Source organism: Chitinophaga sp. H8 (assembly GCF_040567655.1).
Classification (GTDB): domain Bacteria; phylum Bacteroidota; class Bacteroidia; order Chitinophagales; family Chitinophagaceae; genus Chitinophaga; species Chitinophaga defluvii.
Genome location: NZ_JBEXAC010000001.1, coordinates 1,738,316 through 1,763,484, shown reverse-complemented (window position 1 = coordinate 1,763,484; position 25,169 = coordinate 1,738,316). Strand labels below are relative to the sequence as shown.

The 25,169-nt window shown below is 44.5% G+C and carries 23 protein-coding genes; 3 read left to right on the top strand and 20 right to left on the bottom strand.

Annotated elements, in window-relative coordinates:
- Positions 1 to 328 precede the first annotated feature (328 nt).
- Positions 329 to 2,707 carry an ABC transporter permease gene (locus ABR189_RS06690; protein WP_354659688.1) on the top strand — a complete coding sequence of 793 codons (2,379 nt, stop codon included), beginning with the start codon at positions 329 to 331 and terminating at the stop codon, positions 2,705 to 2,707.
- Positions 2,708 to 2,715: 8 nt separating this feature from the next.
- Here the strand turns inward: ABR189_RS06690 and ABR189_RS06685 are convergent, their stop codons facing one another.
- The 9 genes from ABR189_RS06685 to ABR189_RS06645 all read right to left on the bottom strand — a co-directional run bounded on the left by ABR189_RS06685 (position 2,716) and on the right by ABR189_RS06645 (position 10,088).
- Complete coding sequence (locus ABR189_RS06685; RefSeq protein ID WP_354659687.1) at positions 2,716 to 5,247, bottom strand: outer membrane beta-barrel protein; 2,532 nt, start codon at positions 5,245 to 5,247, stop codon at positions 2,716 to 2,718.
- Positions 5,248 to 5,307: 60 nt separating this feature from the next.
- Positions 5,308 to 5,430, bottom strand: a complete 123-nt coding sequence (locus ABR189_RS06680) for a hypothetical protein (protein WP_354659686.1) — start codon at positions 5,428 to 5,430, stop codon at positions 5,308 to 5,310.
- A 144-nt stretch (positions 5,431 to 5,574) separates the two neighbouring features.
- Positions 5,575 to 6,036, bottom strand: coding sequence for a GNAT family N-acetyltransferase (locus ABR189_RS06675; RefSeq protein WP_354659685.1), 462 nt, complete (start codon positions 6,034 to 6,036; stop codon positions 5,575 to 5,577).
- A gap of 73 nt (positions 6,037 to 6,109) precedes the next feature.
- The gene (locus ABR189_RS06670; RefSeq protein WP_354659684.1) at positions 6,110 to 6,610 is read right to left on the bottom strand and encodes a DUF2938 domain-containing protein; all 501 of its coding nucleotides are present in this window, start codon (positions 6,608 to 6,610) and stop codon (positions 6,110 to 6,112) included.
- A gap of 83 nt (positions 6,611 to 6,693) precedes the next feature.
- Complete coding sequence (locus tag ABR189_RS06665; protein ID WP_354659683.1) at positions 6,694 to 6,993, bottom strand: thioredoxin family protein; 300 nt, start codon at positions 6,991 to 6,993, stop codon at positions 6,694 to 6,696.
- Between the two features lie 85 nt (positions 6,994 to 7,078).
- Positions 7,079 to 8,035: a helix-turn-helix domain-containing protein gene (locus tag ABR189_RS06660; protein ID WP_354659682.1), complete on the bottom strand. Its 957-nt coding sequence runs from the start codon at positions 8,033 to 8,035 to the stop codon at positions 7,079 to 7,081.
- A 41-nt stretch (positions 8,036 to 8,076) separates the two neighbouring features.
- A complete protein-coding gene (locus tag ABR189_RS06655) occupies positions 8,077 to 8,475 on the bottom strand; it encodes a cytidine deaminase family protein (protein ID WP_354659681.1) in 399 nt (132 codons plus the stop codon).
- A 31-nt stretch (positions 8,476 to 8,506) separates the two neighbouring features.
- Positions 8,507 to 9,106, bottom strand: coding sequence for a GrpB family protein (locus ABR189_RS06650; protein WP_354659680.1), 600 nt, complete (start codon positions 9,104 to 9,106; stop codon positions 8,507 to 8,509).
- Between the two features lie 115 nt (positions 9,107 to 9,221).
- On the bottom strand, positions 9,222 to 10,088 hold the full coding sequence (locus ABR189_RS06645; protein ID WP_354659679.1) for an alpha/beta hydrolase: 867 nt from the start codon (positions 10,086 to 10,088) through the stop codon (positions 9,222 to 9,224).
- Between the two features lie 259 nt (positions 10,089 to 10,347).
- On the opposite strand from ABR189_RS06645, the gene ABR189_RS06640 reads away from it, so the two are divergent.
- Complete coding sequence (locus ABR189_RS06640) at positions 10,348 to 12,711, top strand: ABC transporter permease (RefSeq protein ID WP_354659678.1); 2,364 nt, start codon at positions 10,348 to 10,350, stop codon at positions 12,709 to 12,711.
- Here the strand turns inward: ABR189_RS06640 and ABR189_RS06635 are convergent.
- The 4 genes from ABR189_RS06635 to ABR189_RS06620 all read right to left on the bottom strand — a co-directional run bounded on the left by ABR189_RS06635 (position 12,668) and on the right by ABR189_RS06620 (position 17,474).
- A complete protein-coding gene (locus ABR189_RS06635) occupies positions 12,668 to 14,188 on the bottom strand; it encodes a tagaturonate reductase (protein WP_354659677.1) in 1,521 nt (506 codons plus the stop codon). The two genes, ABR189_RS06640 and ABR189_RS06635, sit on opposite strands and share 44 nt — an antisense overlap.
- 123 nt (positions 14,189 to 14,311) lie before the next feature.
- The gene (locus ABR189_RS06630; RefSeq protein WP_354659676.1) at positions 14,312 to 15,448 is read right to left on the bottom strand and encodes an aldose epimerase family protein; all 1,137 of its coding nucleotides are present in this window, start codon (positions 15,446 to 15,448) and stop codon (positions 14,312 to 14,314) included.
- Positions 15,449 to 15,551: 103 nt separating this feature from the next.
- On the bottom strand, positions 15,552 to 16,955 hold the full coding sequence (locus ABR189_RS06625; protein ID WP_354659675.1) for an MFS transporter: 1,404 nt from the start codon (positions 16,953 to 16,955) through the stop codon (positions 15,552 to 15,554).
- Between the two features lie 12 nt (positions 16,956 to 16,967).
- On the bottom strand, positions 16,968 to 17,474 hold the full coding sequence (locus ABR189_RS06620; protein ID WP_354659674.1) for a DUF2480 family protein: 507 nt from the start codon (positions 17,472 to 17,474) through the stop codon (positions 16,968 to 16,970).
- 164 nt (positions 17,475 to 17,638) lie between these two features.
- Here ABR189_RS06620 and ABR189_RS06615 point away from each other — a divergent pair, with 164 nt between their 5' ends.
- Complete coding sequence (locus tag ABR189_RS06615; protein ID WP_354659673.1) at positions 17,639 to 18,004, top strand: DUF1304 domain-containing protein; 366 nt, start codon at positions 17,639 to 17,641, stop codon at positions 18,002 to 18,004.
- 87 nt (positions 18,005 to 18,091) lie between these two features.
- Here ABR189_RS06615 and ABR189_RS06610 read toward each other — a convergent pair whose 3' ends face one another.
- The 7 genes from ABR189_RS06610 to ABR189_RS06580 form a co-directional block, all read right to left on the bottom strand.
- A complete protein-coding gene (locus ABR189_RS06610) occupies positions 18,092 to 18,856 on the bottom strand; it encodes a LytR/AlgR family response regulator transcription factor (RefSeq protein ID WP_354659672.1) in 765 nt (254 codons plus the stop codon).
- Positions 18,856 to 19,959, bottom strand: a complete 1,104-nt coding sequence (locus ABR189_RS06605) for a sensor histidine kinase (RefSeq protein WP_354659671.1) — start codon at positions 19,957 to 19,959, stop codon at positions 18,856 to 18,858. Before ABR189_RS06605 ends, ABR189_RS06610 begins: the two co-directional genes overlap by 1 nt.
- Complete coding sequence (locus tag ABR189_RS06600; protein WP_354659670.1) at positions 19,959 to 20,945, bottom strand: NAD-dependent epimerase/dehydratase family protein; 987 nt, start codon at positions 20,943 to 20,945, stop codon at positions 19,959 to 19,961. The genes ABR189_RS06605 and ABR189_RS06600 overlap by 1 nt, the downstream gene beginning before the upstream one ends.
- 9 nt (positions 20,946 to 20,954) lie before the next feature.
- A complete protein-coding gene (locus ABR189_RS06595; protein WP_354659669.1) occupies positions 20,955 to 21,758 on the bottom strand; it encodes an SDR family NAD(P)-dependent oxidoreductase in 804 nt (267 codons plus the stop codon).
- Positions 21,755 to 22,393 (bottom strand): START domain-containing protein, encoded by a 639-nt coding sequence (locus ABR189_RS06590; protein WP_354659668.1) that lies wholly within the window; start codon positions 22,391 to 22,393, stop codon positions 21,755 to 21,757. Before ABR189_RS06590 ends, ABR189_RS06595 begins: the two co-directional genes overlap by 4 nt.
- 22 nt (positions 22,394 to 22,415) lie before the next feature.
- Positions 22,416 to 23,078, bottom strand: coding sequence for a sterol desaturase family protein (locus ABR189_RS06585; protein WP_354659667.1), 663 nt, complete (start codon positions 23,076 to 23,078; stop codon positions 22,416 to 22,418).
- A gap of 328 nt (positions 23,079 to 23,406) precedes the next feature.
- Positions 23,407 to 25,161 carry a DUF5018 domain-containing protein gene (locus tag ABR189_RS06580; RefSeq protein WP_354659666.1) on the bottom strand — a complete coding sequence of 585 codons (1,755 nt, stop codon included), beginning with the start codon at positions 25,159 to 25,161 and terminating at the stop codon, positions 23,407 to 23,409.
- Positions 25,162 to 25,169: the final 8 nt, after the last annotated feature.

Sequence of the window (25,169 nt, the reverse complement as noted above, 5' to 3'; positions counted from 1 at the left end):
CCAACCATTAAGCTAACAATACAATGCAATATGCAGGTTAATTAATAGTATAGGAATAGCATCAGGCACAAAGCGTTGCCTTTTCCGCCGCCAAAGAAAAGATTTTTTTACTACATCACAAACACCAGCGAAAGGATCTTTTTTGTACAAAACGGGAATCAAACCATCTAACTTAAGCAGGGTATGTAAAACACAGCATCAACCATCACCATGCCTTCCTGTTCAAAAACGGACACCTTCTCCTCAAAAACGGACACCCGCCTATGTTAAAAACAACTTAACATATTGATTATTAATAGCATGATTTTATGGAATACATTCTGTGGGAATGAAATTATCAAGCATCACTCCCATGCTAAAGAACTATCTGAAAATCGCCTTCCGTAATCTGTGGGCCAATAAAGGCTTCTCTGCTATCAATATAGGCGGCCTCGCTATTGGTATTGCTGCCTGCCTGGCCATTTTCCAATACGTAGGATTTGAGTTAAGCTACGACCAATTCCATCCTAAAGGCAAACAGCTTTACAGGGTTACAAAAAAATATATGCTTGAGGGTGTGCTGGCAGATCATAGCGCAATGACTTATACAGCTACAGGCCCTGCTATGCAGGCAGCCTTTCCGGAGGTAATCGGGGCTACTACTGTTTCTACCATTTATGGCAGCGCAGTCATGAGCTATGAGCATACCCGGTTCAACGAGGAAAAAATACTTTTTGCTGATTCGGCCTTTCTCCAATTGTTTCATTTCCCACTGCTCCGCGGTAAACAAACAGATCTGAATGACAGCAGAACAGCCCTGCTTTCTGCATCTACCGCCAAAAAATACTTTGGGAAAACAGATCCTGTGGGTAAGATCATTACACTGAACAAAACCGGAACCTACCTGGTAAAAGGTATCTTTAAAGATGTACCTCCCAACGCTCATCTGAAATTTGATTTCCTGCTTTCCGCAAAGTATGAGCGCAACTGGAATAATTTTGATTACTACACCTACCTGCTACTGGCGCCTGGCACAGATCCCAAAGCGCTGGAAGCAAAGTTCCCCGCATTTATCCAGCAGGCAGGCATGGATAGTACAACAACAAAATTTGAGCTGCAGGCCATGCCGGATATTCATTTACATTCTAATATCCGCAATGAGGCAACAGTCAATGGTAATATCCGTTCCGTATATTTCCTGCTGATCATCGCCGGATTTATCCTCGCTATTGCCTGGGTAAATTATGTAAATCTCTCTACAGCAAAGGCTATCCGACGTGCCCGTGAGGTAGGCATCCGTAAAGTAGTAGGTGCAGGTAAACAGCAATTGCTCGCCCAGTTTTTACTGGAATCTATTCTCGTCAACTTTATCGCTGCGATGATAGCAGCAGTATTATTGATGCTGACAATGCCCTATTTTGCAAACCTTACCGGCAAACCGCTTGCAGACTCACTCTGGGGGGCACCTGCCTACTGGCTGCTTTTTGTAATGATCTTCCTGTCCGGCACCCTGATTTCCGGTGTATATCCTGCATTTATCCTCTCTTCTTTCCAGCCCATTAAGGTATTGAAAGGCAGCAGTAAAACTGCCGGTCATAACACACTGCGTAAAGCCCTCGTCATTGTACAGTTTGCCGCATCTGTAATATTGCTGATTGGCACCTTTACGATCTTCAGGCAATTACAGTTTATGCGCAGTCAGGACCTGGGCATGCGCCTGGACCAGACACTGGTGGTAGTAGGTCCTAAAATGGCCGACAGCAGCCGTATAAAGGCATTTAAAATGGAACTGCAACGGGAACCCGCTGTTAGCCAGCTTACCATTTCCTCAGATATCCCCGGCAAAGAAATCTGGTCTACCAACGGAGCCTTCCGGCTTAGCCAGGATCCGCGTGCCAGTATAGGGCTGAATGAGGTAACTATAGATGAAGATTTCTTAAAGACTTTCCAGATTAAACTACTGGCCGGACGCAACTTGTCAGAAGCGGGTGGTAGTGATGCCCGGGATGGCGCATTGCTGAACGAAACTGCCTGTAAGGCACTGGGATTTACATCACCCGAATCAGCTATACAACAGAAAATAAATTTCCAGGGAGATACCCTGGCGATAGTAGGTATATTGAAAGATTACCACCAGGAATCCCTGCGTAGTAATGTGAATCCCATTATCTTTCGCCTGGGCACTTCTTACAATAACTTTTACGCCATCCGGATGAATATGCTGCACCCCGATAAAACAATTGCAGCGATAGGCAAAGAATATACCCGTTTTTTCCCGGACGATCCGTACGACTACTTCTTCCTGGATGCTTATTTTGACAAACAATACCGGACAGATAAACAACTGGGGCACATCTTTCTGCTGTTTGCTTCCCTGGCTATTTTTGTGGCCTGCCTCGGGCTGTTCGGACTGGCGTCTTTTACCATTCAGCAACGTAAAAAAGAAATCAGTGTAAGAAAAGTGCTCGGAGCTTCTGTTGGTAATATTGTTCTACTGCTCTCCAAAGATTTTCTGAAACTGGTAATGCTGGCCTTCCTGATTGCAGGGCCACTGGCCTGGTATGCTATGCATAAATGGCTGGAAGATTTTGCCTACCGTACTGCACTTTCCTGGTGGATATTTGCGCTGGCCGGACTGGTAGCCCTGATAGTGGCCGTCCTCACCGTTAGTACACAAGCTATTAAAACAGCCCTCACCAATCCGGTGAAAAGCCTGAGAGCGGATTGATCTGATTATCAGCCCCCGCTTTTTACCCGGCTATTGATATCCTCACTGCCGGATTTGCGCTCCCGCACCGTAGTTTTATTACTGCCAAAACGGTAAGATAGAGAAACGGTGATCTTACGGCTATCAAACCGGACATGCCCGTTCATATCAATATTGTCATACAACATACGCTGCTTCCATTGATCTGTCTGGAAAAGGTCATTTACCATGATCTTGGCGGTGTACTTTTTGTTGAACAATTGTTTCTGAGCACCTAATGATACTACGTAAATAGGTTCCGTTACAAACATCCCATAGATTCCCTTTGATTCATAATAGCCACTTAGCTCTCCGGAAAATCCTTTACCAAACTGGAAGGCATTCTGCAGGTTAAAGCTATATCCGGTAATCTCGTTAAACAAATGTTCGTTCTGTTCATTGCCTTTGTATACTGTATGAAACAGGTTAAAGAAATAATTGGCAGACCACCATTTAGTAAACGGCATGGATGCGGTCAGGCTTACACCATAATTCACCATACTCTTCAGATTCTGTGGCTGTTCGTAACTGGTATTGGTAGTATTGTCCTGCCCCATCACCCAGTTCACTACCTTGCTGGTATTACTGTAATAGATACTCGAAGTTAATTTATCATGCAACACATGGCTGAGCTCAACCGCATCTGTCAACTGTGGCTGCAAGAAGGGATTCCCTTCATAATACAGATAGGGATCGCGGAACACCCGAAATGGATTCAACTCATCATAATCAGGGCGCTCTACCCTTCGGCTGTACGAAAACTGCAATTTCTGGTCTCCACGCAATGTTTTCGATACTGCCAGACTAGGAAATATCTGCAGGTAATCCCGCTTTACCAGGGAGTCTGTCGTAACCTGATGGCCGGTAGTGCGGGTATATTCTCCACGCACCCCTGCCTGTAAACTCCACCCGTCCACTTCCTTGCTAAAATTCAGATAACCCGCATGGATGCTCTCTTTATATTTAAAGTGATTACTAGTATTGGCATCTGGTACCCATTGCTCATTTCGCAGGGTATCGTATTTGAGATCATTATTTACGGTTACATAGCTACTCTTCCAGCCTGTTTCAAATTTTCCATCCCTCCAAAAAGGCTGCGTATAATCTACCTTGGCTACATATACTTTAGTAAGCGAAGGGATATCGCCTTTGCGGGATGAAAATGGTAAAGGCTCCTGTCCTTCCTCATCCTTATACCTGGTGGCCAGGTATTGTTTTCCTTTAAAATCGTTATAAGTATGATCCAGGTCAAAAGAAATTTCCTGTCCTGGTTTATCAAACTTATGCAGGTAGTTCAGATTATAGGATAGATTGGTCCACCGCTGTTCACTATTGCTGTTACTGGCAGCATCATAAATCAGTTTTTCTGCTGTATTTACCAGGCGGTTATTGGTGACGCTATTATTATTGTATTTACCCACATTGCCATTCAGTAGCACCCCAATCGTATTTTTGGCGTTTACATGGTAATCGGCCCCTGCTTTAAAGTTATTGGTATACAATGGCTCATCCGTAGCTGTTTTAGAGTACGAAGTCCTGTCCGGTGCGCCAGTATGCCCCTCATTGCGAAAACGGCGGATATAATCCAGGTATTCTACCTCACCCCGGAAGGCATGGTTATAACTACCATATACATTGGCCTTTTCTCCTCCATAATTAAGGCTCATACCCGCCCCATAACGGTTGGCCCTGCTACGGGCATAATTGGTATAAACATTGCCGTTCAGGCCGCTTTTTTCACTTTTCTTCAGTACAATGTTTATGATACCTGCTGTGCCTGCTGCATCATACTTAGCAGGTGGGTTGGGAATAATCTCTATTTTTGATACGGAATTGGAAGTAGTGCCCCTCAGTAAATGGGTCAGCTCCTGTTGAGACAGGTAAGTCAGCTTTCCGTTCAGCATCACATTCACACCAGGTTTTCCTTTCAGGGAAATACTGCCATTTTCAGCTACTGTTACCCCAGGTGCTTTCTGCAGCAATTCCAGCGCGGTATTGCCTTCTGAAAGGATACTGTTTTCAATATTCAGGATGGTACGGTCGGCTCGTTGTTCCAGCAAAGGTTTCCGTGCAGTTACCGTTACGGCACCCAGCATCTTTTCGTTCGACAGCAAACGGAGGGTATCCAACTGCACCTCATTATTCTTAGCCGACAAGATAAATACAGCTGTGCGCAGCGGTTGGTACCCCATAAAGCTGGCGTTGATATAATAAGTACCATGTGCTACCTCCTGTAATACGAAACTCCCGTCCGGATTACTTATTGTACCCTTTACAACAGCCGAATCTGCATTGCGGAGTAAGGCCACCGTTGCAAATTCTACCGGTTTGCCATCCGCTGTTACCAGCTTACCTCGGATAGTACCTCCCTGTTGCTCCTGCGCGATAACACCCAGACTGCTCAAAAGCAACACCAGGACCATCACTGGAATGATCCTGGTGACAGCAAAAACATTACGGATGCGGTCGTTTTCTGCCGGTGCGTTGATACTGTCATGCCAGACTATTACTCTTTTTTCCATTAATTGTATCTCGTTTTTGCTTGTATGATATGTTAAACAACTGCTGCCAGATGCTCCAGTTTATTTAATGGCAATAGGTTTGCCTTCCAATTCCACCCACAGGGGAATCAGGCAATTACTTTCCTTTAAATACAGGTTGCCTTTTGCTACAGCACCTATCAGGTTAATTTCAGCAACGCCCATTGCAACAGATAAGTTGTTGGGGGAATTACGATTGCTGCCGAATATTAAAATCAGTGCAAAGATGCAGGAGAATAAAACAAATGATTTAGCAAATCGGGAAAAACTTTTCCGCAAGCGGGAAAAAGGATAGCATAAAAAAGGGAGTTATTCAACTCCCTTCACACGAATCTCATATATGCGGGACTCTTCCTCCCAGGGATGATAACCTTGTCCAATATACGTGAACCCATATTTTTCATAATAACCCACATGATCTGTGGAGAGGTATAAATGGGTAAAACCAGCTTTTGCAGTATCTTCCTTCGCTTTTTCCAGTAGCAAAGCGCCATACCCTTTGCCTCTGTGGTGTTCATCAACATATATCGCACACACCCAGGGATACAGATCTACCCGGCTGATAAAATCATTTGTGATCAATCCGGCACAACCAATAATCATCCCGTCCAGCTCCAGCAGATACCATTGCGGCAATGGATTGCGGCTGGTAAGACTATGGGTTACACTATCCTCGTATATCACAGGATATACTTCCGGCCAACTGCGTTGCAGATATCCGATAGTCTTATCCTTATATTCCGGGTTTTCCCTTACTGATATAACTCTCATGACTGTTTGGTTAAAGTACTGCAAACATAGCCATTTTTTGTTTTGATAAATGGAGCTATACCGATAGCTTTTTCTATGAAATGATCCTACTGAGCACCCATGCTGCCAGGTACAACCCTACTCCATATATAGTGTGCGCTTTCAGGCTCCTCCATCTTGCCTGTTTAGGATTAGGGGTTTTGGATGCTGCGATACCAAATCCGAATGCCGGCTGCATCATAAACCATGGCGCGATGGTTGTCAACAGCCCAATGGCAATGGCTGGTCCAAAGGTGGGTTTATATGCCCAGCCAGTTCCCCAGATCAGCAAGAGCAAAAAAGCAAAAGTAATCCCGATAAGGTAATGTGTCATCCATCCAATAGCACGTTCGTGCGGAATCTTCCCGGCCTGAATAATCGTGGTATGGGAAAATAAACCTTTTTTAAAATGTCCGATCCAGCGTCCCAACAATCCATAATCCAAAGACGGAACATTAAAAAAGCGCTTGTTAATAATTGCATAAATATCCATCACAATAGTGGCGCCTGTGCCAATGGCTAATGAAAAAACAATCAATTCCAGATATGTGTTCATCTCAGTCAGTTAAGGTTAAAAATTGCTGCATCAGAATACTGATTAAATTAAAGATGTGCTAATGTCATCCAGCAGCTAAAGGACTATTTTAACATGGATAATGTTTCGATCAAAGTATGTTCCGGTAATACACCGGAACTCCTCCATACCTCTTTGTTATCTTTAAGGGCTACAAAAGTAGGTACAGCCCTGACATGATAGCTGTCTGCTACTGTCTCCTGTGCATCAATATCAATCTGCTGAACATTCAGCCAATCATATTTTTTCCGTTGTATAGATGCTATTACCGGCATCATCATTTTACACGGATAACACCATGCTGCATAAAATTGTAATAGTGTAATGGCTCCCACCTCCGGCGTTTTGTTTACTGCATTTGTCATAACTATTAATTTGATATAACAAAGCTAGCTACATCTAAAAGGTTGCGCTAACACTTTTGGGAGGCAAAATGGTACAAATCACATATTATTGATGTTTGTGCTGCTTCCGGTATTGCAGGGGAGTGAGTCCGGTCAGCTTCTTGAAAAACCGGCCAAAGTAGGAGTCATCCTCAAAGTTAAGTGCAGCTGCGATCATAGAAACAGTGGCATTGGTTTGCAGCAAATGGGATTTAGCTTCTTGTATGAGCTGCTGCTGTATAAAATAACTGGCAGAAAAACCGGTAGTTTCCCGTACCACATCATTCAGATAATGGGGATGTACATGCAGCAGGCCTGCATATTCGTTCACCTGTTTTTTTTCCAGAAAATGCTGGTTTACCAGCAATTGAAATTGCGCTACCAACTGCTCTTTCCGGGAAAGATTATAGGGTTGCGCCGTAGTATGACTATTATAAATCCGCTCAGCTTCCAGCAGGATAATATTAAGGAACATTCTGACCAGTAAATCATCGTTAAAAGTCTTTTTCTGGCACTTTTCACTGCTGAGCTTCCAGAACAGGTGTTGCATCATCTGAGTTTCCCGGTCAGATAATTTTATATAAGGGGCTTTATCCAACTGAAAAAAGGGAAATTGGTTAAGCTTGATCTGGTGCTTGATACACAGTAGAAAATAATCTGCATCAAACATACAGAGGATGCCCTTTATATCTTCACTCCAGGACTCAATAGCATGGAGCTGATTTTCAGGAATAAAATACATGCTTTGCGGACCAAAATGATATTTCTGATGCCCGATCACTTCCGTTACCTCACCTGCCGACAAAAGAATAATGCTATAAAACTTTCTGCGTGCCTGGTGCCCAATATGCTTGTTATGTAACTTTTGTAAATCCTCTAAAGCTACAATTTCCAGGAATCCGTTCCCATGCGAATATTCCACATTGCTACACTCCTCACAATAGGAATAGCGGGAATCCTCAAGATAAAACTGCTTGAATTCCTGTGCGTCGCTGATCTCTTTTATTTTAGCAGGAAGTGACATGATCTCATTATTAGCTTATCGTGATTTGATAGCGGAAGCCTTTACCAGTCTCTTCCTGAATCGTCTTTCCAGTCATATGGTAATATCTCTGCTAAGGTAACGAAAACGCCATCCCTGACCTCAACAATAGTCTGCAGATTCTCCTTTGAAAGCTGACTGATCAGCTCCCGGCATCTGCCACAAGGCGGAACGGCATGTCCTTCTTCATCCACTGCCACCATAGCTTTTATCCGGCATTCTCCATGCTTCAGCATTTCCGCCACGGCGCTATGCTCCGCACAAAACCCCATAGAACAAGCGGTATCAATACTAATGCCTGTATAAATATTGCCGGTAATAGTTTCAATAGCAGCTGCTACACCCCCATATTCAATAAAGTCATTCAACCTTTTTCCTCCTGCATATTTTTGTGCAATTGCTCTCAGGTTTATGTTGTTCATATACTTTTTTAGTTTATGTCAGGAAGATTGGTCAACGCGGCAATTGGTGATACCAGTTGATCGCTTTTTGTTCTTCTCTCTTCAGGAATACATCCTTTGCTTCATTGTATTCATTACCGTCTTTCCACTCCTGTATACTTAATTTTTCTTTCAATTGCTGATACTCCTCTTTGACTTCCGGATGGGTGCGAAGATAATCACGGAAAGCGATATGACGGATCCAATGTTCAGTATCCAATAGCATCACATGAATATGCGCTACCCGAAGTGCATGATTATGCAACTCTTCAGGAATAGTATCAGCAGGCCTGATATGAACCGGCAATGACAAGCTTTGGGGAGGTTGCTTTAATTTTACAAAAAATCGGCGGTAAGGCATCTCCTTATTGTACTTTTCATAATACACATAATCTTTTCTCATCAGCACCGGGGGAATAAGATCCAGATCTTCCTCATTTTTAACACCTACCAGGATATCTATTATGGGTTTGGCCGACAGACCTTCCACAGAGGTACTGCCAATATGTTCGATCTGAGGCTCCAGAAAACCTATCTCCTGCGCCAGCTCTTTTTTCAGGTCATCAAATACCTGTTTCCAGAATGGATGATATTGCTCAAATGTAATTTTCATGAGTGATTAAATGGATTAACCAAACAGCAAAAATACAGAACTATAGATTAAATACCCGGTAGCCCATGAAGGATAACTTCTCTGCCAGCTAATATTATGAATCGCAGTAAACAGCTCAAGGGGCAAACACCCATTGCATCCCTTTAATGAAGGTGGGTAATTGCGTATCCATATGATCAAGGCTGGAATAGATATCGTATTTATAGGTAACACCACCATTGGCATGTTTGGGAAACACGGCTGCCAGCTGGGCCGACAGGCTATCCAGCGTTATTGAAGCAGGATCATTCGAATTTTCCAGCCCGCCATAGGTAATGTATACCTTGGTATTGTCCGGCTGCCGGACAGTACTTGTTTTTAGCTGATGTAGCAGATAATAGTTATTGTAGTGCAGAGAGGGACTTGCAGCAATGTAGTTGTGCAATTTATGTGCTTTTCCTGATAAAGATTGCTCTAAGGCATACATTGTAAAATACCCTCCTAATGAATGCCCCATCAACACACGTTTGGTAGTATCTGTTTGATAAGTATGATCGATATAGGGCACCAGCTCATTATTGATGAATGATAGGAACTTGTCGGCCCCACCGCTTACAGACATTTCATATTCCGGAATAGCCTGCGGATAGGTATCATCCCGGTTACGCAGGGAATCCATAGTCGGAAAATCCTTGTAGCCAATGCCTACCAGAATTACTTCAGGCGCCAGACCTACTTCAGCATATTTACGAATAGTGGTAGCCATGATATCGAAATATAAGTTGGCATCCAGCAGGTATACTACCGGAAAACTTTTTTTCTCTTGCGGATGGTAATCTTCCGGCAGACTTACAAAAACCGAGAAGGAATCGCCCACTGCCTGTGCATATAGGCGCGTAGGGCCAGGCGTAGCCTTTGTTGCAACCGTATGCGGCTTATCTGATGTAGTGTGGCAGCCAAAGGCTAATAACAATAATCCTGCAAAAGAAAAGTACTTTATCATGCTATCGTATTATAGTGAAGTGGGTCCCCTCAATAGCGCTGCAGCAGGTATGAAAGTAGGGTAATTAATCATCCACTGTACCTGATCATTTCTTAATATATTGCTAAAAAACAGGCAACTGCCTGTTCGTTACTGAACAATGCATGTACTGAAAATGAACATTACCTGATAACAATAGTCATCTAACATTCTGTTTATAAGCACATTAGATGAATGGCATACTATTTACAGCACATATAATAACTGAAATGCGGATTTTATGTTGGGTAACTATTTTAAAATAGCATGGCGGAATCTGATCCGTAACAAAGCCTTTTCGGCGATCAATATACTCGGGCTGGCATCCGGACTGGCTTGCAGCCTCCTGGTGATCCTTTGGATACAGGATGAACGCAGTATGGACCGCTTTCATGCAAACGATGCACAACTCTACCAGGTATATGAAATCAATCATTATGATGGTAAGATCGAAGGCACTTACCTTACACAAGGCCTGTTGGCCAATGAATTAAAAAGAATGGTCCCGGAAGTAACATATGCCAGCAGTATGGAAAGCTCCTTTCCCCGTATCTTTTCAGCAAACGGGCAATTGTTTAAGGTGGAAGGGGCCTACGTGGGGGAAGACTTCCTGAAGATGTTCAGTTATCCATTGTTACAAGGTACGCCCGCAACCGCTTTGAACGTACCCGGAGGTATTGCTATTTCCCGTAAAATGGCAGCACAATTCTTTGGTAGTCCGGAAAGAGCGATTGGACAAACTATCCGGTATGAAAACAAAGAAGACCTTACTGTAACAGCAATTTTTGAAAATGTACCAGCCTATTCTTCCCAACAATTTGATTTTCTGAGAAACTGGCAGGACTACACAAAGGCGAATAGCTGGGTAAGTAACTGGGGGAGCGCAAACCCTGCTACCTATCTGCAATTGCACCAGGGTACAGATCCTGCTAAAGTAGCGGCCAAGATCAAAGGCTTTCTTGCCAGCTATAAGTCCCAACATAAGGAAGCATTTACCGAATTGGGCCTACAACCCTTTCCTGAAAAATATCTTCATGCTACTTTTCAAAACGGGAAGATCGATGGTGGCCGTATAGCATACGTACATCTCTTTAGCCTGGTAGCTGTTTTCATCCTGCTGATAGCCTGTATTAATTTTATGAACCTGGCCACTGCGGGAGCTACCCAGCGGGCTAAGGAAGTAGGCGTAAGAAAAGTAGTAGGCGCCGTACGTCGTACGCTGATGTTGCAGTTTGTATGTGAAGCGATCCTGCTCACACTCTGTTCCGTAATGATTGCAATAGCACTGGTAGTATTACTGCTGCCGGCATTTAATACACTCACCGGCAAACAGCTGCTGTTACCCACCACCCAACCTGCTTTCTGGGCCCTCCTGCTGGGGCTGATGGTTATCACCGGATTGGTGGCAGGCAGTTATCCTGCGTTTTTTCTTTCATCTCTCAATCCGGTCAAAGTATTAAAAGGCAACCTGAAATTCAGTACCGGGGCAACATTTTTCCGTAAGAGCCTGGTGGTATTCCAGTTTGCTTTGTCTGCCATACTGATCGTAGGCATGATAATCATTTACCAACAGCTGGATTATGTACAAACTAAAAACCTCGGCTATAACCGGGAAAACCTGCTTTATATTCCAATGGAAGGCGGGCTGATCAACAAATACGACCTGCTGAAAGAAGAAGCCGGCAAGCTGCCTGGCATCGTGTCCATTTCAAAAATGCGTGAAACGCCTACAGTGATCAGTCATTCAAGAGGTGATATTGGCTGGGTAGGTAAAGACCCCAGCCAGGAAGTGCTTTTTTCTGATGCGGTGGTGGGCTATGATTTTGTAAAAACCCTGGACCTCAGATTACTGGCAGGGCGTGATTTCTCCCGCGAATTTGGGGCCGATTCTGCCAACTATATTTTAAATGAAACAGCAGTTAAAAAGATAGGATATACGGACCCCATCGGTAAACCTTTCATCTGGGGTACCGACAAAGGTGAGATCATCGGGGTATTGAAAGATTTTCATTTCAGCTCTATGCACGATGCGATTGAACCATTATTTATCCGGCTGGATACCAGCCCTAAATGGGGTACTTTGCTGGTACGCACCACCGCTGGTAAAACACAGACAACGCTGGCGGCCCTGGAAAAGCTCTGTAAAACCATCAATCCGGGTATTCCCTTCTCTTACCAGTTTTCTGATCAGGAATATACCAAACTATACAAAAACGAGCAGGTAGTGAGCAAACTGGCTAATTACTTTGCATTCCTGGCTATCTTCATTTCTTGTCTTGGCTTATTTGGACTGGCCATGTTTACCGCAGCACAGCGTACCAAAGAAATAGGTGTACGCAAAACATTAGGTGCCTCTGTGCCCAATATCATTTTACTGTTATCTACTGATTTCCTGAAGCCAGTAGCTATGGCCTTACTGATCGCTTTTCCAATAGCCTGGTATACGATGAACCGGTGGCTCCAGGGCTTCGTCTATAAAACAGAGATCGCATGGTGGGTATTTGTGCTGGCAGGCTTGCTAACGATTGGCATCGCCATCCTTACCGTAGGTTTTCAAAGTATCAAAGCGGCATTGATGAATCCCGTAAAGAGCCTGAAAGCATAGCACGCGCCCCTTCCCTCAACATATCACCCAGCAATACCGTCACGGTATGGGCAAATCCTTTAACGGCTGTCAGATCAGTTCCCCATACGGCAGTATCACCAAGTACTTCTTTTACCAGTACTGCTGGTTCCAGCCTTTGCCATTTATCATGGTACCAGGCTGCGAAATCATCCTGTATCAGGTATGTCTGGCCATTGACCTCACCGGTATATTGTCCGCTGGTATCCTTACGGCTGCGCATAAATAACAGGTGCGCAGCAAACCCTAAGGCTATTAACCGGGGCACTTCCTGAGTACGCTGGTAATGCTTCAGTAAAACAGGTACATCCCGCATTTTCATTTTGGAAGTATACTGCATCGTAATGGCCAGCCAACGGTGGGCAATATACGGATTACGGAAACGGTCAAGCACTGCTTCCGCAAATGTCATCGCAGTTTCTTCCCGTATATACAGGTCGGTAATAGCAGGTACCAGCTCCTGCCGGAGCAATGCACGGATATATCCCTCCATCTCCGGATCGTCCATCGCATCTTTCACCGTATCAAATCCTGCCAATACTGCGAGTCCGCAGCTCAGCGTATGCGATCCGTTCAACAAGCGCAATTTCAGCTCCCGGAATAAATTGATATCCGGCACGATCACTACGCCTTCATCAGCCTCATTGAATGACAATACCGCCTTCACCTTTTCACTGTCTGTTTCAATGGCCCACAGGCGATAAGCCTCCGCCATGATCATCAACCCATCCGTATATCCCAGCTCTTTTTCAACATTGGCCTGCTCCTCAGCAGGAAGCCTGCCTGGCACAATACGGTCTACCAGCGAATTACAGAAATGATTGGCCGTATTCAGCCAGGTAATGAAAGCAGCTTCCAGTTTATTACGGGTAGCCAGCTCCAGCACTATTTCCTTCAGTTTGGTACCGTTGTCAGGAATCAGCTCCGCGGGGATAATTACCATGCCTTTTTCAGCATCTCCTTTAAAGTGCCGGAAACGCTCATACAGAAATGCCAGCAGCTTACCTGGAAAAGAGGCGGGCGGCGCTGCAAAAATATCATCATCACTCAGGGTAATCCCTACCTCTGTCGTGTTAGAGATCACCACTTCCATTGCTGCACTATGCGCACAGGCAAGGATTTGTTGCCAATGTTCTCCGGCAGACAATACCCTGCTGATAGCTGCATTGATCCAGTTTTCTGTTACCTGCTCCCCACCTGCAACACCACGGATGCACAGGGTATACAAATTGTCCTGCCCGTCAAAATCCGCAGCACCACCACCGGTAGATTTCACCACTACCACCCTGCCATTGAATAAACCTGCTTTATTAGCCTTATCTATAAAATAGTCAGGTAATCCCCGTAGCAATACACCAGTGCCAAACTGCAATACCTTTTCCGGCAGCTGCAAGTGTGCCTGCGCTGGTACGTGTACATTTCCACGCACCTGTGTCAATATTTTCTGTGACAATTTCATAATACGATGCTTTTATGCCGGCATTTCAGCCAGCTACAATTGTAACGAACTATCCAGGAATAGTGAAATTAACCGGGAAATTTATTTACGCAAACGTTACCGAAAGCCCAGAGAACATGATTGTTATTCCCCCGCTGTTATACGGTATACCGTAGTAGAATGGAAGGTTTGTCCTGGTAGAAGTAACGTAGTGGGAAACTGAGGCTGATTAGGTGAATCCGGGTAGTGCTGCGTTTCCAGACAGAAAGCAGCATGCTTGTTAATAGATTTTCCTTCCGGGGTTTTAAAATGACCATCCAGGAAATTGCCCGTATAAAACTGCATGCCCGGTTCGGTAGTAAATACTTCCATTTTCCGGCCACTCACCGCATCTGTAGCAATTGCGGCCAGCTGAAGATGGCCATCATTGGAAGGCAGTACATAATTATGATCATACCCAGCACCTTCTACTTCCCTGATACGAGCACCGATCTTTTCCACCTTACGGAAATCATAAGGAGTACCGGCAACACTGCTCACCTTCCCTACCGGGATCTGGTGTTCATTGAAAGGAGTATAATGCTCGGCTTTGATCACCAGGGAATGATCCAGAATGGTATGGTTAACATCGCCGGTAAGGTTGAAGTAACTGTGATTGGTAAGATTAAGATGAGTAGGCTGATCTGTGGTAGCCGTATAATCAATCTTCAATTCATTATTGTCACTAAAAGAATAACGTACCTCCACCTGCAGATTGCCGGGATAACCTTCTTCTCCGTCCTTGCTCAGATAGCGGAGCTGCAGCACTGGCGTAGCACCATTTACGATAGCAGCGCCCCAAACGGCCTGATCAAAACCTATCGTACCGCCATGCAAGTGATTAGGTCCGTTATTCACCACCAGTGTATATTGCCGGTCACCAATACTGAATTTCCCATTAGCGATACGATTGGCATACCGGCCCACCACTGACCCAAAGTAAGGATGTCTTTCCCGGTAATTTTCCAGGTTGTCAAATCCCATTACCACATCGGCAGATTGTCCATGCTTATCCGGAGTGATCCAGGAAGTAATAATGCCACCATAGTTGGTTATTTTCACCTGTGCACCCTGCGTATTTGTAAACGTATATAACCATACCTCCTGTCCGTTTAAGGTACCCCAGGAAATACGGCTGATACCTGCTGCTCCTGCAGCTGTCTTATTTTCTTCTTTTGGATTAAATGCCTGCAACATAGTCATCAAGATAATAGTAGCGGATAAGGTAGTAATAATTTTCATTACATTTATTGCTTTTAAATATAATTACGCCACTTCACCTGAATTATTCCTGATTAAACCACGCGTGTAAATCCTGTTATATTGCCTGCAGCAAGAGGAGTTATTACGTTTGCCGCCGTAGTTGTACCACTATTGCCAATATAGGCATAATCATGAACAAACCAAATAACCAGCTTGCTGCCTGCTGTGCACCTGGCACTCCTCCGGGTATTGTAATACCAGCGGCATTTACCACCAATCCTGTTAATGCAGTACCAAACGCAGTGGCCAGCAATTGTACAGTAGTAATCGAAGCGGAGGCCTTCTCCGACTCACCTGCCGGCGCAGCAGTAAGCACCCGCGTTAAAAGATGCGGCCATCCCATACCTACCCCTACCCCAATTATCACCATAAAAAAGCACATCAGCCAGAAACAGATGCCCGTATTACTTTGCACAACGGGTACCGTCAATACCAGGCCGGCTAATCCGATCAATACCATTACCGGGCCTGTCATCACAAATAATTTTACTTTCTCTTTGGCCGCGCCTGAAAAAAAGATAGAGGAAAAAGACCATCCAAATGCGATCAGCACTGTCAGATAACCCGATTTCAAAGGAGAAAAACCATGGATCACCTGCATAAAATAGGGAATATATATTTCTACGGCAGTAGCGAAGGTTAACATCACCATAACAACATAGGTGGTACTTAAAGGAGTGGATATTTTATAGGCACCTGTTGGCAATAACCGGTTTATCGCACTTTTCTCCAGGCGGAGCAACACGCCAAACAAAATAACGGCAATGACTATGCCGGCAATATTAGATGTGGCGGAGGCAGCCACACTACCTATTGAGATGGCCAGTGTAGCTGCTGCCAGCAATAAAAGCTGTGTCATGGGCAGCTTCGTATTACCGGTGCTTTGTGGTCCCGCTTTTGGTAAAACTGTTTCCGTAAGTATTAACAACAGCACTGTGATGATCACCAGGGTAATAAATGCCATACGCCAATGCCCATACTGGGCAAACATACCTCCTACAAATGGCCCCGAAAAGGCAGACACTCCCCACATAGCAGATACCAAAGCCATTGCCCTGGGCCATAACGCTTCTTCAAATACAATCCGGATCATGGAATAAGACAACGCAAATAATAAGCCTCCGCCCACCCCCTGCACAAAACGACCCAGCAACAATACTGACATATGTGGCGCTGATGCACTGATCAGCGAGCCTATCGCAAATAATATGGCTGCAATGCGGTAAGCGCCACGGGGCCCCCGATGGGATAAATGCCGGGAAGAAACCACCGATCCAATGATAGCTGCTACCACATAGATGGTAGTAGCCCACGCATAAAAAGATAACCCGCCAATCTCATTTGTTACGGAAGGCATAATGGTAGTGGCCAGATATACATCCGTGGCATGCAGCATTACTCCTCCGGCCAATGCTATTGATCTTAATCCATTTCTTCCCGACAATAAAGCACTCCACCCTACCGGGCTAGCCTGTATTTCCTGCATAGTTCCCTGCTTTTACCTGCGTTTGTAAATCATTTTCGGCATCCCGGGCTCCCCATACATCAGTGCCGACACTTTTCCCATCAGCAACTGTGTGGCTAACAATAATAATTCATCGGGGATAGCAGCATTGGCTTTCAATGCTACCTTCTTATCTGTAAATAGAGAAAAGTCTTCACCAGCGATCCGCTCGGCCCATAACCTGGTTTCATGAGAGGCTGCACGGCCATAGGCTACCGACTGTGCATAAGGAAACAGTAACGCGCCGATCAATATATAAGCCCACTGGGGAACAATGGCATCTGCTGAACAAAATACCGACACCACCTTCCCTTCATATGCTTTCCAGTCAATACCCGCCATGCTTTCCCGAAACTCCTTTTCCCGGAGTACCATCCCCATATAAAGGTAGGGTACAATATCAAATTCAACCACCGCCACGTCCGGCTTATAGTCCATCAGGTTCAGGGAAATAATTCCTGAGGCCTGAATCCGGTTAAATATCTCCCCGTTGTTTTCCATACTTCAAAAGTACGAACATTAGATAATAAACCAAATAATTACTTGGTTTATTATCAAAAGCAGAATGCATACGTATTACACCGTCCTTCAACAAGGAAAAAAGGGGTAAAATATCCTTATAAGGCACAATTAAAATATGGTTATATTGAGGATAAATACTGGTGATGGAAATAATCATAAAGGGCTTTATTGGCTTATGTGCCCTCATACACCTATACATTCTCTGGCTTGAAATGTTTGCCTGGACCACCAGAGGGCCCAAAACATTCACTTCCATTCCTAAAGAACTGTTTGTGCCAACCAAGGTACTGGCGGCCAATCAGGGCCTGTATAATGGCTTCCTGGCAGCAGGTCTGATCTGGAGCTTGTTTATCAAAGATCCTGTATGGTACAGCAATGTAGCGATCTTTTTCCTGGCCTGCGTGGTAGTAGCAGGGGTATACGGCACTGTAACTGCCAGCCGGAAGATATTTTTCGTACAGGCATTGCCCGCATTGATTCCATTGTTGCTGCTCCTGCTGGTGCAATAATAATGCATGTTCCACAACTACCTTATTTCGCTGTGCATAAAGGTCTGCTCAATTGGCCAACACGGTTTCCGTGGCTGTATCTATCGCCTAGCCTTCGGCTTCTTTGCCTTCCAGCCAGTTTTTGAAATCAGGTACTCTCTCCCTGCTAATAATAACATCAGTATCAACATCTGGATTCAATTGTAGGATTAGTCTGCTGTTGTAGTAAGTAGTAATTTTTTTGATGGCATCAATATGGATGATGAACTGCCGGTTGATCCGGAAAAACATATTCCGGTCCAGCATTTTCTCTATCTGGTCTAAAGAATAGTCCAGTGGCATCTTCTGATTATTGATGGTGGTAGCATAGGTAATTCCCTTTACAAAATGAAGCCATGCAATATCCTTGGCTTTAACATAAGTGAGCTGGTTGTTTAGTCTGCCAATAAACCGGGCACTATCACGCTTTAAAAACTCCTGCGCCAGCCGGGCAATATCAAAACTCTCCTGCTCTACCGGCTTAAACTCCTCATATTTTTTCAACGCTCTTTGCAGCTCTTTCAGCTCAATAGGTTTCATCAGATAATCTATGCTATTGACTTTAAAAGCCTGCAACGCAAAGCTGTCATATGCCGTGGTAAAGATGATAGGTGTTTTTACTTTCGTCTGTTCAAATAATTCAAAACAATTCCCATCAGACAGCTGTATATCCATCAGCATCAGATCTACTGTATGCTGCTGCCCTAACCATTTAATCCCTTCAAAAACAGAAGAAATCACGGCTACTACTTCAATGCTGCTGTCACATTTCTGTAACAATTGCATCAGCCTTTCCGAGTTATGCATCTCATCTTCAAAAATGACTACTTTCATTACTGCAGGATAATTGGAATTTTTACAATAAAATAATCTCCGGAGTTCACCACGCCTATGCCCATATTACTGGCCAACTCATATCGTTTACGGATATTATTCAATCCTATGCCGGAAGATATTTCCGGAATGGTTTTCTTTCTCAGTGGATTCGACATCAACAAAAATCCATCTTCACTTTTCAGGGTGATCACCAAAGGGTCGTTGGTAGAAAAACGGTTATGCTTGATCGCATTTTCTACCAGCATTTGCAACGTAGCTGGCGGTATCATCCCTTTATCCTTTACCTGTTCATCTACATCTGCTTGAAACTGTATACTCTGCTGATGCCGGATGCTGATCAGGAAAAGATACGATTCCAGGAAATCCAGCTCTGTTTGTATAGTAACCAGGTTATCGAATTTCTTATCCAGGATATACCGGTATATTTTGGCCAGCTGGGTAATATACTCTGCCGAGAGATCTGCACTTTTATACACCAGATTTGTAAGCACACTCAGAGAATTAAAAAAGAAATGCGGATCGATCTGATTACGGAGGGCGTCATACTTGGCCTGAATGTTTTCCCGCATCAGCCGCTCTGTCTTTAGCTGGTATTCTTTCCAGGCTTTGTAATAAAAAGTGATGCCATTAAATGCCAGTATCAATACATAAAACAGAAAGATCCCAAAGTTCATATTATAGCTCACGGAAATAAAGCTTTCCCAGGCTTCATACCGGTTAAACAACAGGATATCCAGTTCTGCATACAGAAACCCGAATACAAAGGAAGCAAGTGCTCCATATACCAGCAACGCTCCGCAAAGAATCACCAGCCTGCCCGAAACGTGATCCTGCACTACTCTTTTCTCTACATATTTGGAAACGGCTACCCCTCCTTCCCATACAATCAACCCAAAGACCACATAAAACAGGCTGAAGATCTGCGACCGGAAAGCAGAGGTACGCACTTCCTGGATAAACGAGAGATCAAAGGATTTGAAAATAGCACTGAAAATATAAAGGACAATGATTCTCGACAGGTACCGGAACAGCTTGCTGTTAAACAACTGCGCATTGTTGAAAAAATCATCCCGCTTATCTGACCTTCTTCTTGGTATCATTAGCAATAATTGTTCTCTTTAAACCAGCTGAGTGCTCTTTTTACCGCTTCTTTCACCGGGGTATACTTCACCTGTAGTTCCCGTTCTGATTTCTTCCCGGAATAGTAATTATCCAGACACAGCAAATAAGCAGCCGTATAATTCAGTTTGCTGGATTTGCCTATTACCTTCTCTCTCAGGGTACCGAAGGCGCCGGCCATTTTCATCACAAATACCGGTATCCGGATCATGATGCCAGGCGCCTTTTCTGTATCATTTACTAACTGGAAAAACTCTTTATAAGACAGGTTCTGACCGGCCAGTAAATAACATTCTCCCACCTTGCCATTATCCAGGGCATTAATAATTCCCTGACAAACATCATTAATATAAACAAAATTCTTGCCTCCCGGTGGATAAAACAACACCTTTTTATGTAGTCCGTACAGGAGTAGCTTACCGGAACTGGGCTTAATGTCATTAGGCCCGATCATAAAAGTAGGATTTACAATAATAGCAGGCAGGTGATTCCGCTCCACCTGTTCCAATACATATTGCTGGGCCATATACTTGGTATTGATATAGCCAGAGTTAGCATGAAACAAGGTAAACCCGCTCAATTCACTTCCAGGCTGTGTTTTACTTCCCGGTCCCATTGTATTGGCGGTGCTTACATAAATAAAGCGGTCTACCTGCGCTGCCAGGCAAGCATCTGCAATATTCCGGGTGCCGGTATAGTTTACCCGCTCATATTGTTCAAAGGTAATATTCCACTGATCAGTAATAGAGGCTGCATGTATCACTACATTACACCCCACTACGGCCTGAAGCACTTCTTCCTGATGATCAATATTTCCGAAAAATATTTCACAGGGGATATCAGCCACACCTTTCAGATCAGCGCCTGCCCTTACCAATATCCTCACCTCATATCCCAGCCGGTATAATTCCCTGGTGAGATTAGATCCCAGGAAACCGTTTGCGCCGGTTATTAATACTTTTTTCATATCAGTTGATTAAACAGTGGGGGTATACTGTATTTCTTTTTTTACTTCCCTCGATACAATTCGTAGTTTTAACCGCATAGGCAGAATGCCCATCAGAAAATGATTCACTTTGTTCATGAATCCCGGAATAATTGTAGGATGTTGGGTCAAAGTCCGGCTCAATGCAATACTGGCAATCTCTGCGGCAGACAATAACCCCATCTTCCCTTTCCGTCCCTGGCTGATCACCCTCCTGGTAGTGCTGGAGTTGGTCATAATAGGCCCTGGATACACCACACTCACCGACAAACCCGTCCCTGCCAACTCTTCTCTTAACCCCAGTGAAAAAGAGGAGATAAACGCCTTGGATGCCGGATACACCGTTTTATAGGCAATGGGCGTAAATGCTGCCATACTGGAGATATTCATAATATAGCTGTGCTCATGGGTGAGCAGGTGCGGGATCAGCAAGTGCGTGAGTAGCGCCATACTTCTTACATTCAGCTGAATGATCTGATCTATCCTTTCAAGTGAGGTATCTACAATCGCAGACGTACCACCTACTCCGGCATTATTAATAAGAAAGTTGATACTGAAATGTTTCAGGATATATACAATATGATATCTCAGCTCAATACTATCCGTAAGATCAAATTCAAATACCTGTGCATCTATACCAAACTCTTCCATCAGGCTGGCAGCCAGTAGCCGGGCAGCACCACCAGGTAATGCTATCAGAATGATATTACGGCCGGAGCGAGCCACCTGTATGGCAAATTCCTTTCCTAAACCTGAACTGGCTCCCGTTATCAGGGTGTATTGCTGATCATTCATAAACGATGGTTTTCCAAAATATTTCTAAAGGTGGTCATGGTAGAAAAAAGATTATTCCGGATAATAGGGTCCGAAACCCATCTTGGCACTTTTTTACTGCGGTCCGTAGTAATCATGTAAGTGATCTTCATATGCCCGTCCCCTTCATCCTCCATCAGCCACTTTCCCCGTGTACCGGTAATGCGGGCTACGTCATATGATACGGGAAACTTATTATGCAGCGTACTTTCAAAGGTGATCTCCCCCGTTCTGTTGCGTTCCGGATCTTTATACAGATGATAACTCAAACAACAATCCTGATCTCCGAAAGGCCAGGGTATCCCATACCGGGTGTACGTGATCCAGTTATCTGCAACACCGGACAACAATACCTGGTATACTTTAGCATTGGTGTTCCAGTTAGTGCCCATGGCCTGATTTGTAAGCAGGCGGGCTACTGCGGCTACATCCGACTGTACCAGGAAAATCGCTTTTATCTGCCGGACCTGCCCTCCTCCTGCTCCCGGAATCCATCTTTCATAGAGAGAGATGACCTCGTCCTGTTTCACCAGTTTAAAGTCGCCGGCAGACTGGGCAGCATATAACCACGACGCTATCATTAGCTGAAGCAGCAAGAAAATAAATCGCTTTTTCATGTTATCACATTTTTAGTTCCCTTCATTTATCAAAAGTCAGTTGCTTTACCTGTTCTCTGTCCTCCGGCTCTTTAGCCAGGTTAAACATGGTGCCAAATACCATATCCCACAGCGTAGAACTTACTCCAAAGCCCAATTCTTCATCCTTATAATGATGGAGGTGATGATTACGCCAGAGTGGTTTCATCCATTTAAAGGGTGGTGCCCAGGCATGGATTGCATAATGCATGCTGGCATATGCCAGATATCCGGAGATAAATCCTGGAAAAAATACAAATGCATTGCCCCTCATCAGGCAATAGAAAATGGTAAAGAGCCCCCCTGAAATAATCAGGCTGGGTACAGGCGGCATAAAAAGCCGTTGTTTATCACGCGGATAATGATGATGATTACCGTGCATCGTATAACCTACCTTTTGCCAAAAGGGTTTATCACTCACCAAATGAAAAATATAACGGTGGGCAATATATTCGAAGAACGACCAGAAGAAGACAGCGCCGAAATAGGTCAGTGTTATCCTTCTAAAGGAATAATGCAATGCCACTTTGCTGTAATAAAGCATATACCCGATAATAGGTATATAAATACCAAAGATAATCAGCGGATGTGTTTTGGTCAGGATCTCCAGGTACTTACTCTTAAATAACCGGGCCTGCCCCTTGTTGTTAATTTTATCCAGTTTCATATGTTCCGGTTTAATACACATGTGTAAAATCATCCGGAACAAAAGTGCAGATAGTCGGCAAGGCAACCAGCAAATTTCTATTGACCTGTAGAATTAAGGGGACGAACTGTAGAAGTGAGCTATTAGCTGTTAGCCTTTAGCTGTTAGCTTCGGAGATTATAGCATGCTAAACAGGGTGTACTCCCTCGTAAAGCCATAGTAAAGGGCGGGTAAAAGCGTTCTAATGATGACTACTAGCAGCAAGCCTTTAGCCATTAGCTAAGGAGTAATCCTCCACCCCGGCAAAATGCAGGGAGCTAACAGCTAAAGGCTAACAGCTAAAAGCTCTTTAAGGTACTGTTACCATACTACCGGCCACCACTTCATTGGCAGGGAAGTCGGTAAACAGCCATAAGGAGGGCGTATCCTGGATATAGCTCACGGCTATCTCGAAGCTACCTGCAGGGAAATTGCCGGCCTGTAATATTACACGGTTGCCATCCACCGTTACGCTGGTGAGATTCACCTGCTGTACCGCACCATTTTGCTTGAATACATAATGGTTGGCATCACCTCCAGTAGTAGCATCAATTCTTTTATTAAAAGAAATGATGATGGAGCCATTGCTCTGACGCGCGGCTTTAACGGGTTTAGGCTTTACAAAGTAAGTAGTGCCACCAATGTGATACTCATAGCCCATTGAAGTGGAATACCCGCGCTGGGTAGCAATGCTGTCAAAATCATGCATCCAGGATGCAGAACGGATCATATTACGGTGGGAACCATAATCGGTCTGTATGCCAATTGGCAGGTTCGGCTTCACATTACGTACCTGGTCAAAAAACGGCTGATAGTCGGTTATATATCCTGGGGTAAGGTCTGTCTTAATCCAGTCGGGCCAGTGTGTTTCCAGGAAATAAATATCCGGGTTCAGTGCAGTAACCAGCGAAGCGCCATCCAGTCCCTGCAATTCCCGTAATAAGGATACGGCACCACCCCAGTTTAATCCTACTCCCCATGCACCTACCAGGATATCCGGACGGGCAGCACGAATACCATTAGCGCCGTTAAAGATCTCCGTATGCATGTCCTTCAGCCCGTCCACCCGGAATTGTACCCAGGTATTGTACAGGCTGGTATTGGTTTTATAATAGTTGGGATCTGCAGGATTGGTAAAATTGGGGATAGACAAACCATGTTTTTGCTGAAAGGCCTGTTGTGCATTTGGTCCTATATCGCCATAGATCGCATTCTCAATACCATTCCAGGCAAAATCCGGAAAGAAAGGCTCAAATATTTCTACCCCATCAAAAGGAATGGTAGACACCAGGGAAGCCAGTACACTCTTTTTCCAGGCCACATAACTGGCGCTGAAAGGAGAAAAGTAGGTAAAGCCGGCCGCTACATTACCTGGGTTCAGCACCTGCATTTTCCAGTTCTCCCACCCAGCCGGAAAGCCCCAGGCAGAGTAAGTACCATTACCAAATACCAGCAGCCATACGGCTATACCCCGCTGATGAAATGCATCTACCAGGTCGGATCGCACCTCCAGCTCATTCACTACCATATAGTGTACGGCCTGATAACCTGCCAGTGCTATTTCATCGGCTATGCTTTCGGCTGTACGGTTCTTGTAATAGGGATAAGAAGGATCTATTTTTGTAGAACGGCCATTGAGTGCATTGTAACGAAAATCCACATCCGGATTAATACCATTCGTTCTGGCGGCAAGCACCACACTCTTACTGATGCCATTGCCAGCTATCAGCTGTACCCGAAGCGGATTGGAAAGATCCTGCGGACTGGCCAGCGAAGGGCTTATCCGGGCATCTACCGGGATATTGGCTCTTACCATTACTTGGGTAAGATCAATACCTTTTCCGGAACCAAAAGGAAATTCTGCCGGCAGGTTAAAATAGATAGTATCCTGTGAGGCATTGACTACCCCATTGAATTTTGTTTCTGCCACACCTTTGCCGGGAACAGCAATCCAGATATCAGACAACTGATTTTGATCATTTGGTTTTGCCGGGTCTGGTTTAACACAACTTTCCAATACACCGGAGAAAAATATCGATATGATAGCAATAGTGAATAGTTTCATGATGATAT